The sequence below is a fragment of the Micromonospora sp. NPDC023644 genome (assembly GCF_040640115.1).
GTDB lineage: Bacteria > Actinomycetota > Actinomycetes > Mycobacteriales > Micromonosporaceae > Micromonospora.
The window spans coordinates 152,580-168,270 of record NZ_JBFABA010000002.1 but is presented as its reverse complement, the minus strand read 5'-3'; the positions used below and the strand labels follow the sequence as shown (position 1 = coordinate 168,270).

Below are 15,691 nucleotides of genomic sequence, written 5' to 3'. Positions count from 1 at the left end.
GGCCGAGCAGTCGTGCGCTCCGGCGAACCCGGGTACTTTCCATGGCGGCCCTGCACGGGACCGTCGACATCGACCGCGACGAACGCGGCATCCCGTGGATCCGTGCGGGCGACGAGCGTGATCTCTACGTGGGCGTCGGGGTCGCGATGGCGTACGACCGGCTGTGGCAGATGGACGTCCTGCGCCGGCGGGCGACCGGACGACTGGCGGAGGTGTTCGGCGAACGCGCTGCCGGTTCGGACGTCCTCGCCCGTACCCTCGCCTTCGAGCGGGCCGCCCACCAGAGCGAGGTCCTGCTCCCACCGCCGGCCCGCGCCAACCTCGCGGCCTTCGCCCACGGGGTCGACACCGCGGTGCGCCGGATGCGGCGCCGCGGGCAGCTCCCGCTCGACTTCCACCTGGTGCGGTACCGGCCGGGCCCGTGGTCGGTCGGCGACTCGCTGGCCATCGTCAAGCAGCTCGGTTTCCACCTGGGCCGCAACCTGCAACAGGAGATCTTCCGCAGCCGGCTGCTGGCGGAGCGACCGGACCTCGTCGGCAGCTTCCTGGCGCCGAAGTACCCACCCGGCGGCAGCGTCACCATCAGGGCCGACGCCCCGGCGGGGCCGGCGGCACGGCGCGGCGACACCGCGCTGCTCTCCGCGGCCGGGGCCGCCCACCTCGGCGACCTCTTCGCGGGCCGGCAGGGGAGCGGTTCGAATGCGTGGGCGGTGTCCGCGGCCAGGTCCGCCACCGGCTTCGCCGCGCTGGCCAACGACCCGCACATCCTGTTCACCCAGCCGAGCCTCTGGTATCAGCTGGGACTGGACCTCGACGGCGAACGCGCGTACGGGGTGACGGTGCCGGGCGTGCCCGGACTGGTGATCGGCGCCAACCCGGATCTCGCGTGGGGGGTGACGAACTCCACCGTCGACACCCAGGACCTGGCCGTGGGGGAGCGGACGGACCCGACGGGAGAGCCACGGTGGTCGCAGACCAGCGTCATCCGGGTGCGCGGCGGGAACGAGATCACCGTGACCGCCGCGGGCGGGACGGGATACGTCGACCTGCCGGGCCCACCCGGTGCGGATGTCGAGCCGGTGGCCCTCTACTGGAGTGGTCTGCACCCGTCCACCGAGGCCGAGAGCTGCCAGCGGATGTGGCGGGCGCACGACTACCCGGCGTTCCGCGAGACCCTGCGGGGTTTCGGTGTGCCCGTGCTCAACCTCGTCGTCGCGACCCGCGACGGTGTGGTCGCGCTGCGGACGGCCGGGATCGTGCCCCGCCGGGACCGTCAGGAAGGCCTCGCCCCGGCCGGCGCGGCCGAGGTGGCCGCTCGCTGGACCACCACGCTCGCGTTCGACGAGCTGCCGGAGGTCGTCGATCCGCCCGGGGGCTTCGTGGTCAGCGCCAACCACCAGATCCTGCCCGACGGGGTCGCCCCGCACCTGGGCAGCGACTGGGGCGGACCGTACCGGGCCGACCGGATCGAAGAGCTGTTGACGGCGCTGCCGACGGCCCGTCCGGACGACTTCGGCGCGTGGCAGATGGACCTGCGCAACGGCCGGGCACGGCGCATCCTGCCCACCCTGCTGAAGGCGCTCGACGAGAATCCACCGGAGTCGCCGCTGGCCGTGTTCGGCCACCAGTCGTTGGCCACCTGGGACGGCAGGGACGACGTCGACCAGGCCGCACCTCTGGTCTTCGGGGCGCTGGCCCGGGTGTTGACCGAGCGCTGGATCACCAGCCGGCTCGGTGCGGCCGTCGCCGACGCCATGACCGACGTCACCCTTCAGGTGGACCACCTGGTGATGGACGTGGACGCCCGCCGGCGGCTCGGCGAGACGGAGGAACTGCCGGTCATCGTCGCCGACGCCCTCACCGAGGCGGCGCGTCGACTCGCCGACAGGTTCGGCGACGACCCCACCGCCTGGCGCTACGGCAGGTCGAACCGGATCGCGGACCAGCACCCCCTGGCCGCGGCGTCGGAGACGCTGCGTTCGCTGTACGGATCGCTCCCGACCCCGGTGGGCGGTGGCGGGCAGAGCGTCTGCCTGATGTATCCCGACCGCGACGGCCAGGTGGTCGAGGGCGCGCCGTGGCGCTTCGTCGTCGAGTTCGGCCCCTCCGGCAGCACCCGCATCCGCGACGTGCTCCGCCACGGCAGCTCGGGCAATCCCCTCTCGCCCCATTACGGAGATCAGACGCCGGCGCACGCCGAGGGGCGGCTGTACGAGGTACGCCTCGACAGCCTGCCGGAGGTGCGTAGCCGCCTGACCCTGGCGCCCCGGACGGCGGGGCGGTCGGATCGTGCACGTCGCGGGCGCGGCGCATGAGCTCACGCACCGGCGGCGGTAGCCGGGGCGGGCCGTCCATGGCTGAGGCCGACCGCCCGTTGCGGCTGCCCGCTACCCGAGCTGAAGTTGGCACCGCCCGTGCGCGGTCGCCGGGTGCGGAGGGTGCGGCTGGCGACGCACCACACAGGACGGTGGGGCGGGCTCCCGGGCGAGGCTGTGTGACACTCTGCGGGTGACGTCGCCTCCGCCGCCGAGCGAGCCCGGCCAGCCGACCTCCACGCCACCAGCACTCGGGGCCCCACCACCGATGTCGCCGCCACCGCCACCGCCGATGCCACCGCTGTCGCCGCCGAAGCGCAACACGCCCCTGATCATCGGTGTCGTCGCCGCGGTGCTGGCGCTCTGCCTGATCGGCGTCTGCGGGGTCGCACTGGGCGGGGTGGCCCTGATCAAGGCCAGTAGCGGCGAGCAGGGCCAGCCCGCGGCGAGACCCCTGCCCGAGCCGATCGGGACGACGAGGGAGCTTCCGCGCGAGCCGACGTACTCACCGCCGCCGATCCTCCCCACGACGGAGGCGGCTCCGCCCCCGCCGCCAGCGAGGATCGGGCAGTGCATCGCCGTCAGCGTGGCGGGCAGCTTCCAGGGCATCGGCAACTGCAACGGCAGCAGCGGCACCTACCGGGTCGTCTCGGTGGACTACTCCCAGGGGCAGTGCGCCGACCCCGGTTCGGCGTACCTCACCGAACGCGGCTATCGGCTCTGCCTGGAGCGCCATCTGGTGCGTCTGCGCTGCTACAGGTTCCCGACGGGCGACGGCTGGATCGTCGGCGCGCCGAAATGCAAGGCGAAGGGGACCGTCCACATCATCGACATCGTGCCCGGCGCCACCAACGGAAACAGTTGTACGCGGGACCAGAGATGGAACCGCTGGTACCGATTCACGAATCCCACCGTGGTCTATTGCGTGATGAAGTACTAGTCGGCGGGCGGCTCAAGCTCTATCCGGGTACGCACTTCTCCTTCGGCCGGTTCTCACCTTCGTGCGATCCAGCGCTGTCGGCGCCAGCCACCGTCAGCCCGGTGGCGGTCTTCCGATCGATGGAAGTTTCTGACATCATCCGGCATATAGATCGAAGGTTATGACCGTGGAGGTTCGGATGCGTTCACGTCTGACGAGTTCCCTCGGCGTCGCTGTGCTGGCGATCGCCGCGTTCCTGGTGCCGGCGTCACCCGCCGCCGCCGCGCCGTCGTTCCGCACGCCGTTCCCGTGCCACCAGACGTGGTCCGGTGAGACCCGCACCGGGCACAGCCCGCAGTACGCGATCGACTTCAACCGGGCCGACGACCACGGCGATCCGGTGAAGGCCAGCGCGCCGGGCACGGTGGACGTGGTGGCCAACCTCGGTGACACCAGCTACGGCCGGTACGTGCGGATCAACCACGGCAACGGGTACACCACCTACTACGCCCACCTCAGCGGGTTCAACGTCTCGGTCGGCCAGTCCGTCGGGTACAGCACCACCATCGGGTACGTGGGCAACAGCGGCGGCTCCTACGGCTCGCACCTGCACTACGAGCAGCGCCTGAACGGCAGCGACATCATGGTGCGCTTCAGCGGCAACCTGGCGCTCTACTTCGGGACGCAGAACTACACGCGTACCGCCGGTTGCTGATCCACTGATCGACCGCGCCGGTTCCGGTCAGGAGCGGCGGCCCTCCCGGGTGAACCGTGGGATTCACCTCGGGCGGGCCGCCGGGATCACCGGCGCGTCGATCGCCGGCCCCTGCCGCCGTCCACTCGGGCGGCACGTGCCAACAATGACCGTCGATATTGACGTCCGACGACGGCGCGGACAGAATCACGGCACCCACCCATGATCCTTCCTCTGGGAGTTGCCGTGACCCGTCCCCGCCTGCCACTCCTGCGGGCGGCCAGCCGGCTGGCCGCGTTCGCGGCGGCCACCGCCGGTGTGCTGCTCGCCCTCGCCGCCCCGGCCAACGCCGCCGCACCCACCGGGCGCTACGTCGCGCTCGGTGACTCGTACACCTCCGCCCCGCTGGTGCCCACCCAGATCGACCTGAACTGCCTGCGCTCCAGCCGCAACTACCCGTCGTTGGTCGCGGCCTCCGCCGGCTCGTCGTCCTTCGCCGACGTGAGCTGCTCCGGCGCCACCACCGAGGACATCCTCGTCGGCGGCAGCGGCGCACTGGGCATCGCGCTGCCGCCGCAGCTCAACGCGATCACGCCGGACACGAGCCTGGTCACCGTGCAGATCGGCGGCAACGACATCGGCTTCTCCGGCATCATCAGCGACTGCGCGGAGGCGAGCCTGAGCAGCCCGCTCGGCTCCCCGTGCAAGAACCGGTACACCGCCGGAGGCGTCGACCAGTTGCAGGCCAGGATCGCCGCCACCGCGCCGAAGGTGACCGCCGTGCTGCAGGCGGTCCGCCGGGCGGCCCCGGGCGCGCGGGTCGTGGTGCTCGGGTACCCGGCGATCCTGCCGGACAGTGGTTACGGCTGCTGGCCGGTGGTCCCGATCGCCTACCAGGACGTGCCGTACCTGCGCGGCGTCCAGAGGTCGCTGAACACGATGCTCGCGAACACCGCGGCCGCGAACAACGCCACCTACGCCGACGTCTACGCCCCGTCGGTCGGCCACGACACGTGCAGGAGCAGCAGCACCCGGTGGGTCGAAGGGCTGGTCCCGCAGAACGCCGCCGCCCCGTTCCACCCCAACGCCAGGGGCGAGCAGGGCATGGCCAACGCGCTGCTGGCCAAGCTGAACAGCTGACCGACCGCCCCCGCCAGCGGGGAGCAGGCTCATCCACCGCCGGCACGGACCACCGTGCCGGCGGTGGCCGGGCCTGCCCGGCCCGGCCACCGCCCACCACACCCCGCTGACGCCTCCGGTGCCGCGAGGGCCTGCCACGGTCTCGACCAGGACGTCGCGCCGGTGCGGCGCCTGGTCACCGACCGGTGGCGGGCAGGTCGCCTCGGCGGTACGGCGGCCCGTGGTCAGCCGGTCGTGCAGGCCAGCCCGTCGAGGGTGAAGCCGACCGGACGGTCGTTGCCCGTGCGCCAACTGCCGAGGAAGCCGAACTCGACCGTCCCGCCGGCGGGCAGGGCGGAGTTCCAGGACGTGGGGGCGACCGTCACGTCCGGGCCGTCCTGTCGAACCGTGCCGTTCCAAAGCTGGCTGATCACCTGCCCGTCCGGGAACCGCCAGCGCACCGTCCAGCCGTGGTGCGCCCGTACCCCGGTGTTGGTGATCCTGAGGCTCGCCTGGAAGCCGCCCGGCCACTGGTTGGTGACGGTGTACACCGCCCGGCAGGTGTCCGGCCCCGTGGTCGGCGTGGGCGTCGGGGAAACCGTGGGGGAGACGGTCGGGCCGACCGTGGGGGAGACCGTCGGCGTCGGGGTCGGGTCGATCCGGGTCGGGTCGACGATCCCCCAGTACGCCGACTTGGCCTGGAGTTCCGTGTCGAACAGCAGCGGCGCGTCCTTGCGGGCCACTGGGAAGGTGTCCAGCCAGGTGTCGTCGTCCGCCAGCCCCCACAGGGTCACCGAGGTCAGTTCGTCGGCGTAGCGGCGGTAGAGGGCGAAGAGGTCCCGGTACCGGTACGCCTGGGTCAGCAGCCGGTCGGCCGGCGGGGTGGGGAAGGACTCGTCGTTGTTCACGTAGATGCTGACGTCCATCTCGGTGACCTGCTGCTCCACGCCGAGCGGGACGAACGCCCGGAGCATCGCCTCGGTCTCGGCGATCGAGGGCCACTGGACGTTGACGTGCATCTGGTGCCCGACGCCGTCGACCGGCACCCCTTCGGCGCGCAGCCGACTCACCAGGTCGCGCAGCTTGTCGCGCTTGGCCGGCACGTTGGTGTTGTAGTCGTTGATGTAGAGCCTGGCCGTCGGCGCGACCTCCCGGGCCACCCGGAACGCCGTCCGCAGGTAGTCCAGTCCGCTGATCTCGTACCAGCGGCTGCGCCGCAGCCCGTCGGCCTGGTTCTCGTCGATCACCTCGTTGGCGACGTCCCACACCCCGATCGCGTCGCCGTACCGGCCGACGACCGCGCGGATGTGCGCCTCCAGCCGGGACAGCAGCAGGGCCTTGTCGGCCGGGTCCGAGGTCAGCGGGGTGCCGTCGGTGTCGGTGAAGACCCAGGCCGGGGTCTGCTGGTGCCAGACGAGGGTGTGTCCGCGTACCGCCAGGCCGTTGTCGGTGGCGAAACCGACCTGCGCGTCGGCGTCGGCCCACCGGAAGGCGCCCTCGGTCGGCTGGGTGGCGTCCCACTTGAGCGCGTTGCCGGGTGTCACGGTGCCGAAGTGCCGGCGCAGCAGGACCGCCTGGTCGCCGATGATCTGCCGGTTGCCGATCGCCGCCCCGATCGGGAAGTCGGCGGCCAGCACCTCGCGCAGGGCCGGGATGTCGGTCTGCACGGGCTTGGTCGGCTGGTACGCCATGGTGAAGTCGTCGAGGTGCAGGTCGGCGGTGCCGCTGGCGGTCTCCACGTACGCCGACAGCCCGTCCACGTCGTGCGCGAGCACGTACGTGCCACTGAGCCGGACCCAGGCGTCGGCGGTGACCGCGGTGTCACCCACCACCTGGTCGTAGGCGGAGGTGCCGCCGGAGTCGCGTTGCACGCTGAGCCGGACCTGGCCGGGCGACTGGCCGGCGGCGAGCCGCACCCACACCGCCAGCGTGTAGCGGGTTCCCTTGACCATCTCGTCGAGCAGGTCTAGGGCGGGGCCCTGCCAACTCGCCGTGCGGCCGGAGGTGAGCAGGCTGTGGGTGCCGCCGTGGGCGACGGCGGTGCTGACCGCGACGGTCTCACCGGCCCGGGCCCGGAAGCCCTGGGTGGTGCCGTCCTCGAAGGTGGCGTCGAGCACCAGGACGGGATCGGCGGCGCGGGCGGGCGGGGTGGTCAGCGGAACGGCGGCGGCCACGGCGACGGTGGCGAGGCAGGCCAGGGCCAACAGCCCCGGCAGAAGGCGGCGACGGCGCGTCCAGGGAGCGCGCATGGGGGTGTCCTTTCGGGTACGGGTGGATGCGCGCGGACCGCTGGGCGAGGTTCTCGCGGACACGGTCGCACGCCGGTCGACCGGCATGAGCCCGCATGCCGGTGGTGGGTGGTCCCGCTCCGCTCGCGGCGCCCGTGCCGGGCGCCGCTGTCGAGGACTGATGGTACGGATCGCGGACGCGGCGCTCCAGCGCTCATGGTGAGCGGCGCGCCCCGCGACGCCCGCCACGGGCTCGAAGGAGCCGCCGTCCGCGTGCCCGCGGCGTCGGCGAGCCGGGGCTGTCACCGCCCGGTGACAGCGATCGACCTTGTCAGATATTTACGTATCCGTATATCGTGCCGGTGCTAAGTTCCGGACCCGGACGAAGGGCGGTCGCATGGCAGCCAAAGGGGCGCCGGTGATCCATCGGGCGATCGACCAAGGCCGATTCCAGCTCGACGGCTCACTCGACCTCAGCGCACCGTTCACATCCGTGGCCGACGTGACGATCGGTGGCCGACTGCACGAGTTCACGGCCGGCTCGATCGGGCTCGCGGACGACGTGGCCCGGACGCTCGGCGTCGAGACGTTCGACGAGGAACTCACCTACCAGGGCGGAACGCTGCTGACCGCGCGGATCCGGTCCTACGACCCGCAGATCCAGTTGGCCGAGGAGCGGCTCGTGGCGGTCTGGCGGGGACGGCGACACTGCTTCTTCACCGAGATGTACGGCGCGGCGACCACCGACCTGCTCGGCGCGTTGCGGACGCTGCGCGTCGAGGAGCACGACGACGGGCTGGCCCTGCGCCCGACCTCGAAGACCGGGGCCGAGTTCGCCGAACCCGCCACCGTGCTCAAGGAGGTGCCCGGGCTCGGCCTGCTGGAGATCGCACCGCTCACCAAGCGGCGTGTCGGGCAACTGCCCTCCTGGCGCGGCCTGCGGACGCAGGCGGGCGAGCTCTTCCGGGACGTCCTGCCCGACGGGCAGCCCTACTTCGTGCTGGCCGCGGCGGACGCCTGGCTCAGCCTGGTGCCGTTCGGCGACACGGACATTGAGCAGGTGCCCACCCTGGTCGACCGGCTCCGCGTCCAGAGGGCCCGGTAGGTCGGGGTGTCCGGACTGCTGGCCGGCGTGGCCACGTACACCGTCCTGTTCACCCTGCTCGTCAGCACCGCCGAGCACCTGTCGCGGCCGGCGGCGCTCGCCGAGGCCCTGGCCGCGCACCGGGTGCTTCCGGCTCCGGTCGCGGTCGCCGCCGTCGCCATCGCCGGCGAAGGACTGCTCGCCGGCGCCGGGATCGTGGCGCTGTTCCACCCCGGCGGCCGGGGCCCGCTCGTCGCCGTCCTCGTCGGCAGCGTCGCGCTACTCGCCCTGTACGCCGGCTACGGCCTGCACGTGAGGTCGACCGGGCGCGCCGGGTCGTGCGGATGCTCCCGGGTGGAACTGCCGATGACCGGCTGGGTGGTGGCACGAGCGTCGATCCTCGCCGGGCTGGCCCTGGTCGCGCTGCTCCTGTCCGACTCGATCGTTCCGGCGTACCGGGCCGACGCCTCGCTCGCCGTCGTGCTGCTGGCCTCCGCCACGTTCACCGCGCTGCTGTGGCACCTGCCCGCCGCGATGTACGAGCCGGCGACGGCGACAGCCCGGCGGCCCACCACCGGCCGGGCCATTGGCACGACAGAGGGAGGGCTGCCCGGATGAGCTTCCAGACCAGCGCACTGATCCTGAGCTGGATCGCGATACTTCTGCTGGCCTTCACGGTCTCGGGCCTGGTACGCCAGGTGCACGCGCTGTCGAGCGGGGCGGTGCAGCGTCGCCCCGAGTCGGTCGGTCTGCGGCCGGGCGCGCCGGCCCCCGGATTCGCCCGGCTGGCCCCGCCGACCCCGGCGGTTCCGCTGGTGCTGCTCTTCCTCGAGCCCGACTGCGGGACGTGCACCGAGGTGCTGGCCGAGGCGAGCGACCACGTCCGCCCCGGCCTGGAGTTCCGGGTCCTCTACCGGGAGGACCCTCCGGCGCGGGCGGCGGAGCTGCCGATCACCGTGCTCGGCGGGCAGGCGGAACTGTTCGAGCGGTACGACGCCCTCGCCACCCCGTTCGCCACCGTCGTCGACCAGGCCGGGCGGGTGCTCCGCGCCGAGCCGCTCGGCTCCCGCGCGGCACTGCACCGCCTGCTCGACGAAGTCGACAGCCCACCCGGCGGCTCCGCACCGACGGCCGCCACGAATCAGGGAGGCCGGGCATGACCGGTATCGACGCCGTGCCCTGGTTGCGCGGAGACGACCCGGGGACCGGGCCCGCCGTCCGGCGGGTGCCGGTGCAGCCGGGCGGCCGGAGGCGCGCGGGGTGGGAGCTGTCGCGACGCACCCTGCTCCGGGCGGGCACCGCGGTGGGAATGGCCGCGCTCAGTGTGTTCCCGGCGGCCCGCCGCGCGTACGCCGACGGTTACACGATCTATGCCGGATGCCCGACGTACGCCAGCGACCACAACTGCTCACCGGGGTGTGGCCCGAGCACGATCTTCGCCGACTCCTGCAACACCAGCGGGACGTACACCGGATTCCACAAGAACGACGGCGTCACCTGGATCCTGCGGCCGAACCAGTGCTACGGCGGCACCTACGACGGCTGGCTGTGGGCCTACAACGGGGCGTGCGGCGCCTGCGCCTGCTCGGTCGAACGCCGGTGCCACGACGGGTACAAGAAGACCAGCTCGGGCTGGGTGAAGTCGATCTGCCGCTGGAACACCAAGTGCGGCTGCCTGGGCACGGCCAGCTGGCCCACCACCCAGCGCAGCAACACCGGGGTGAACGTCTACACCGTGCAGCACCTGCTGACCGCCCGCGGGTACGCCACCGAGATCGACGGGATCTTCGGCAGCGACACCGAGGCGAAGGTGAAGAGCTTCCAGGCGGCGGCGGGCCTCGGGGCCACCGGTGTCGTCAACGCGACGACCTGGCCGGCGCTCGTGCTCACGGTCCGCTCCGGGAACAGCGGCCACGCCGTCAGCGCCGCGCAGCGCCAGCTGAACAGGCGCGGCTACGCGCTGGTGGTCGACGGGTCCTTCGGCCCGGCGACGGACAGCGCGGCGCGCGACTTCCAGCGGCAGAACGGGCTGACGGTCGACGGCGTGATCGGGGTCAACTCCTGGCGGACGCTGACCGGCGCCGCCGTATGACCCGGACGCTGCCGGGGCATGCCCGCGCGGCACTGCGCCGGGCCGGCGACCCCCTCGTACCCCTCGTGCTGCTCGTCGCCGGTGCGCTGGCCGCCGCCGCGTACGGACACGTGCTCACCTGGGCGATGATCGGGGGGCTCGCGGGTTACACGCTCTCCGGCTCCGTTTGAACGCACAACAGCGCGCACGCGCTGGCCTCGCCCGGGTGGCGGGATCGAGATCGGCAGGGCGTCGTCCTGACCCTGTTCGTCGCGGGGTTGGTCGCCGGTGGCCTGCTCAGCGGACTGGTGCTGGGGTTGCTCTCCGGCCTGTCCGCTCCGCTGCCCGTGCCGTGGCGGTACGCGGGCATCGTGGCGGTGGCGGTGCTGGGGCTGCTCCGCGAGGTGGGCCTGGTGTCCATCCGGCTGCCCCAGAACGCCCGGCAGGTGCCGCAGGACGTGCTTCAGCGCAGCCTGCGGCGCGGGGCGCTGCAGTTCGGCTTCGAGATGGGCACCGGAGTCCGCACCTACGTCTCGGCGAGCGCCCCGTACGTGCTGGCGGTCGCCCTGCTGCTCGGCGGTCAGCGCCTGCATGTCGCGATGCTCGCCGGGATCGGATTCGGTGTCGGACGCGCGTTGACGCCGCTGGCCCGCCGCGCCGCCGGCACCGGCGACAGGTGGGACGCCGACCTCCGGGTGCGGATCCGGACGATCACCGTCACGGCGGGCGTCGTGCTCGTGGCCGCCCTCGGCCTGCTGGCCGTGCGGCAGTTCTGAGCGCGGCGCGACGGTCCGTGGTCAGCAGGCCGGCCGCCGCCTGACGAAGCCGGCCGGCCACGACTTGACGGACGGCATGTTATCGCTCACAGTCGATGTCTAAGGGCGACGACAGTGCGGCTTACCGGGCAAGCCCTCCTCGTCGGACCCGGATCAGGCGCGCGCCGAGCCGAGCGGGTGGTGTTAGCGCTCACTTCCACGGTGCCGCGCGCGTCACGCGTCGTGCTGCGCCCATCTCCGGGTAGCCCGCTGGCTCTTGTCATCGAGGGAGGATCATGTCCGCATCTGGTAGGTCTCTGACGATCGCGCCGCCGTCGCGGCGGCGCGGGTGGTTGCTGCGGGTCGTCGCCGCCGGCGTGGCCGTGCTGGTCGGTGGCGTCGCCGCGGCGGTGGCGTCGTCGTCACCAGTCGCCGCGGCGACGGTCGACACCGGCGCGTGGTACGTGTTGGTCAACCGCAACAGCGGCAAGGCACTGGACGTGTACAACCTGGCCACGAACGACGGCGCGCGGATCGTGCAGTGGGCGCGGAACAACGGCAACCAGCAACAGTGGCAGTTCGTGGACTCGGGCGGTGGCTACTACCGGTTGCGCTCGCGGCTGTCCGGCAAGGTGCTGGACGTCTACAACTTCTCGACGGCCAACGGTGGCAGCATCGTGCAGTGGGCCGACAACAACTCGGCCAATCAGCAGTTCCGGTTGGCCGACTCCGCCGGCGGCTACGTCCGCCTGATCAACCGGAACAGCAACAAGGTGGTGGAGGTGCAGGGCGCCTCGACCGCCGACGGCGCGAGCATCGTGCAGTACGACGACTGGAACGGCAGCAACCAGCAGTGGCAACTCGTCCGCGTCGACGGCGGGGGAAGCCCCACCACGCCGCCGCCCGGCACGTGCGCCCTGCCCTCGACGTACCGCTGGACGTCGACCGGTTCGTTGGCGAACCCGAGGTCGGGGTGGGTGTCGCTGAAGGACTTCACCCACGCCCCCTACAACGGCCGGCACCTGGTCTACGCGACCACGCACGACACCGGGACGAGGTGGGGTTCGATGAACTTCGGCCTCTTCACGAACTGGTCCGAGATGGCCTCGGCCAGCCAGAACGCGATGTCCTTCTCCGCCGTCGCGCCCACGCTCTTCTACTTCGCCCCGAGGAACATCTGGGTGCTCGCCTATCAGTGGGGCGGGACCGCCTTCTCCTACCGGACCTCGAGCGACCCCACCAACCCGAATGGCTGGTCGTCGGAGCAGGTGCTCTTCTCCGGAAGCATCTCCGGCTCCGGTACGGGGCCCATCGACCAGGCGGTCATCGGTGACAGCACGAACATGTACCTGTTCTTCGCCGGGGACAACGGCAGGATCTACCGGGCCAGCATGCCCATCGGCAACTTCCCGGGCAGTTTCGGCTCCACCTCGACGGTGATCATGAGTGACACGACGAACAACCTGTTCGAGGCCGTGCAGGTCTACAAGCTCCAGGGTCAGGACCGGTACCTCATGCTCGTCGAGGCGATCGGTTCGCAGGGTCGCTACTTCCGCTCGTTCACGGCCACCAGTCTGGGCGGTACGTGGACGCCGCAGGCCGCGACCGAGAGCAACCCCTTCGCCGGCAAGGCCAACAGCGGCGCCACCTGGACCAACGACATCAGCCACGGCGAGCTCATTCGCGGCAACGCCGATCAGACCATGACCGTCGATCCCTGCAACCTGCAGCTGCTCTACCAGGGCCGCTCTCCCGACTCCGGTGGCGACTACGGCCTCCTGCCGTACCGGCCGGGTCTGCTGACACTGCAGCGCTGACGGCGCGGCACAGGTCCGGTCCGGACGTTCCTGACGTGCGCGCGAGCGGTGTGGTGTCGCGCGGTGAACGTTGCCACCGCTCCCGACCGGGATCGGGGTGGGACCGGAGGGGCGGGCTCGGCGCAAGGTCGAGCCCGCCCCGGTCCACGCGGCGGCGTGCGGCCGGTCGGGAGTGCTTCTCCGCAGGCAGGTGACGGTGGCCGTGATGCCACCGGTGCGCGCCGAACGCCCCGCCTGTCCTTCCATTGAGGCTGTTTGCCCACCAACATCTTGACGACGATGGATGTGAGCGTTAACACTAGGTCGGTCGTCGATCGGAGGTGGTCATGAGCGGTGTGGACGGTACGGGCGAGCGGTACGTGGTCGGGGTCGACTACGGCACCCTCTCCGGGCGGGCCCTGGTGGTGCGGGTTCGCGATGGCGCGGAGGTCGGGACGGCGGTGCACGCGTACCGCCACGGCGTGATCGAAGCCGAGCTCCCCGACGGCGGCCCGGCACTGCCCCCCGACTGGGCCCTGCAGGACCCGCAGGACTACCGCGACGTCCTGCGGCGCGCAGTCCCCGCCGCTCTGGCCGACGCCGGCGTGGACCCGTCGCAGGTGATCGGCATCGGCACCGACTTCACCGCCTGCACGGTTCTGCCGACGCTCGCCGACGGCACCCCCCTGTGCGAGGTTCCGGAGCTGCGCCACCGCCCGCACGCCTGGGTGAAGCTGTGGAAGCACCACGCGGCCCAGCCGCACGCCGACCGCATCAACGCGTTGGCCCACGAGCGGAACGAGCCGTGGATCGGCCGCTACGGCGGCAGGATCTCCGCCGAGTGGCAGTTCGCCAAGGGCCTGCAGATCCTCGAGGAGGATCCGGAAATCTACCGCCGCGCCGAACGCTTCGTCGAGGCCGCCGACTGGATCGTGTGGCAGTTGTGCGACGCGGAGACCCGCAACGTGTCCACCGCCGGGTACAAGGGCATCCGGCAGGACGGCCGGTACCCGTCGACTGACTTCCTGACCGCGCTCGACCCGGGCTTCGCCGACTTCGCGACCAAGTTGGACGGTCCGCTGCTGCCGCTGGGCGAGCGGGCCGGGCCCCTCGGCGCCCGCGCCGCCGCCTGGACCGGGCTGCCGGCGGGTGTCGCGGTCGCGGTCGGCAACGTCGACGCGCACGTCACCGCGGCCGCCGCGCGGGCCTTGGAGCCCGGTCGACTGGTGGCCATCATGGGCACCTCCACCTGCCACGTGGTCAACGGCGCCCGTCCCGCCGAGGTGCCGGGGATGTGTGGCGTGGTCGACGGCGGCGTCAGCGCGGGCGCGTGGGGTCACGAGGCCGGGCAGAGCGGGGTCGGGGACATCTTCGGGTGGTTCGTCGAGCAGGCCGCCCCGGCCGGGATCGCGTCGCACGAGCGCCTCACCGAGCTGGCCGCCAGCCAACCGGTCGGCGCACACGGCCTGATCGCGCTGGACTGGTGGAACGGCAACCGGTCGCTGCTGGTCAACCACGACCTCAGCGGGATGATCGTCGGGCTGACCCTGGCCACCCGGCCGCAGGACGTCTACCGGGCACTGCTCGAGTCCACGGCGTTCGGCACCCGGATGATCATCGAGGCGTTCGTCGAGGCCGGTGTGCCGGTGGACGACCTGGTCGTCGCCGGTGGTCTCACCTCGAACCGGCTGCTCATGCAGATCTACGCCGACGTCACCAACCGCCCGTTGAGCATCATCGGCTCCGCCCAGGGGCCGGCGCTCGGCTCGGCGATCCACGCGGCGGTCGCCGCCGGGGCGTACCCGAACGTCCACCGGGCCTCGGAGGCGATGGGCCGGGTGGATGAGGGCGTGTACCAGCCGGACCCCGACAACGTGCGGGCGTACGACGCCCTGTACGCCGAGTACCGGACGCTCCACGACCACTTCGGTCGCGGCGGCGACGACGTCATGCTCCGCCTGCGGGCGATCCGGAACGCCGCCGCCGCGGCGCCGGGTGAAGCCGTCCTGGAGGTGGTCGGATGAACACCGACGCGGCGCGGCAGGTCAGCGCCCTGCGGGAGACGGTGGCCCGCCTGCACGGCGAGTTGACCCGGTACGCGCTGGTCGCCTGGACCGCCGGCAACGTCTCGGCGCGGGTGCCGGGCCAGGACCTCATGGTGATCAAGCCGAGCGGTGTCGACTACGACGCCCTGACGGCGGAGACCATGGTCGTCTGCGATCTGAACGGGACCGTGGTCGACGGGGACAAGGCGCCGTCCAGCGACACCGCCGCCCACGCCTACGTCTACCGGGCCATGCCACAGGTCGGTGGCGTCGTGCACACCCACAGCGGCTACGCCACCGCATGGGCGGCGCGGGGCGAGTCCATCCCGTGCTGGTTGACGGCGCAAGCCGACGAGTTCGGCGGGGAGATCCCGGTGGGCCCGTTCGCGCTGATCGGCGGGGACGACATCGGCAAGGGGATCGTCAGCACCCTGTCCGGGCACCGTTCGCCCGCGGTGCTCATGCGCAACCACGGGGTCTTCACGATCGGCAGGGACGCCCGTGCGGCCGTCAAGGCCGCGGTGATGTGCGAGGACGTCGCCCGCACCGCGCACCTGGCCCGGGCGCTGGGGCAGCCGCTGCCGATGGCGCAGGCCGACATCACCGCGCTCCACGACCGGTACCAGAACGTCTACGGCCAGCGCTCGGCCACCGGGTGACCGGGA

14 protein-coding genes are annotated in these 15,691 nt (G+C 72.1%); 13 read left to right on the top strand and 1 reads right to left on the bottom strand.

Features of this window, described 5'->3' with window-relative positions; genetic code table 11:
• Positions 1-41 precede the first annotated feature (41 nt).
• From AB0G08_RS02235 to AB0G08_RS02220, 4 genes are all read left to right on the top strand, one after another.
• Entirely contained in the window at positions 42-2,315 is a 2,274-nt protein-coding gene (locus AB0G08_RS02235; RefSeq protein ID WP_358081883.1) for a penicillin acylase family protein, read from the top strand.
• Positions 2,316-2,607: 292 nt separating this feature from the next.
• Complete coding sequence (locus AB0G08_RS02230; RefSeq protein ID WP_358081881.1) at positions 2,608-3,255, top strand: hypothetical protein; 648 nt, start codon at positions 2,608-2,610, stop codon at positions 3,253-3,255.
• Between the two features lie 178 nt (positions 3,256-3,433).
• Entirely contained in the window at positions 3,434-3,949 is a 516-nt protein-coding gene (locus tag AB0G08_RS02225) for a M23 family metallopeptidase (RefSeq protein WP_358081879.1), read from the top strand.
• A gap of 225 nt (positions 3,950-4,174) precedes the next feature.
• A complete protein-coding gene (locus AB0G08_RS02220) occupies positions 4,175-5,068 on the top strand; it encodes an SGNH/GDSL hydrolase family protein (RefSeq protein WP_358081876.1) in 894 nt (297 codons plus the stop codon).
• A 224-nt stretch (positions 5,069-5,292) separates the two neighbouring features.
• On the opposite strand, the gene AB0G08_RS02215 is transcribed toward AB0G08_RS02220, so the two are convergent.
• Complete coding sequence (locus tag AB0G08_RS02215) at positions 5,293-7,296, bottom strand: endo-1,4-beta-xylanase (RefSeq protein WP_358081873.1); 2,004 nt, start codon at positions 7,294-7,296, stop codon at positions 5,293-5,295.
• 472 nt (positions 7,297-7,768) lie between these two features.
• Between AB0G08_RS02215 and AB0G08_RS02210 the strand changes: the two genes are divergently transcribed.
• From AB0G08_RS02210 to AB0G08_RS02170, 9 genes are all read left to right on the top strand, one after another.
• Complete coding sequence (locus AB0G08_RS02210) at positions 7,769-8,380, top strand: hypothetical protein (protein WP_358081870.1); 612 nt, start codon at positions 7,769-7,771, stop codon at positions 8,378-8,380.
• 6 nt (positions 8,381-8,386) lie between these two features.
• Positions 8,387-8,977, top strand: coding sequence for a MauE/DoxX family redox-associated membrane protein (locus AB0G08_RS02205; protein ID WP_358081868.1), 591 nt, complete (start codon positions 8,387-8,389; stop codon positions 8,975-8,977).
• Positions 8,974-9,519: a hypothetical protein gene (locus tag AB0G08_RS02200; RefSeq protein WP_358081867.1), complete on the top strand. Its 546-nt coding sequence runs from the start codon at positions 8,974-8,976 to the stop codon at positions 9,517-9,519. The genes AB0G08_RS02205 and AB0G08_RS02200 overlap by 4 nt, the downstream gene beginning before the upstream one ends.
• Positions 9,516-10,451: a peptidoglycan-binding protein gene (locus tag AB0G08_RS02195; RefSeq protein WP_358081865.1), complete on the top strand. Its 936-nt coding sequence runs from the start codon at positions 9,516-9,518 to the stop codon at positions 10,449-10,451. The genes AB0G08_RS02200 and AB0G08_RS02195 overlap by 4 nt, the downstream gene beginning before the upstream one ends.
• Positions 10,448-10,621, top strand: coding sequence for a hypothetical protein (locus AB0G08_RS02190; RefSeq protein ID WP_358081863.1), 174 nt, complete (start codon positions 10,448-10,450; stop codon positions 10,619-10,621). Before AB0G08_RS02195 ends, AB0G08_RS02190 begins: the two co-directional genes overlap by 4 nt.
• An 87-nt stretch (positions 10,622-10,708) precedes the next feature.
• Positions 10,709-11,206 (top strand): hypothetical protein, encoded by a 498-nt coding sequence (locus AB0G08_RS02185; RefSeq protein WP_358081860.1) that lies wholly within the window; start codon positions 10,709-10,711, stop codon positions 11,204-11,206.
• A gap of 275 nt (positions 11,207-11,481) precedes the next feature.
• The gene (locus AB0G08_RS02180) at positions 11,482-13,002 is read left to right on the top strand and encodes a non-reducing end alpha-L-arabinofuranosidase family hydrolase (RefSeq protein ID WP_358081857.1); all 1,521 of its coding nucleotides are present in this window, start codon (positions 11,482-11,484) and stop codon (positions 13,000-13,002) included.
• A 326-nt stretch (positions 13,003-13,328) separates the two neighbouring features.
• A complete protein-coding gene (gene araB, locus AB0G08_RS02175) occupies positions 13,329-15,005 on the top strand; it encodes a ribulokinase (protein ID WP_358081854.1) in 1,677 nt (558 codons plus the stop codon).
• A complete protein-coding gene (locus AB0G08_RS02170) occupies positions 15,002-15,685 on the top strand; it encodes an L-ribulose-5-phosphate 4-epimerase (RefSeq protein WP_358081851.1) in 684 nt (227 codons plus the stop codon). Before araB ends, AB0G08_RS02170 begins: the two co-directional genes overlap by 4 nt.
• Positions 15,686-15,691 lie beyond the last annotated feature (6 nt).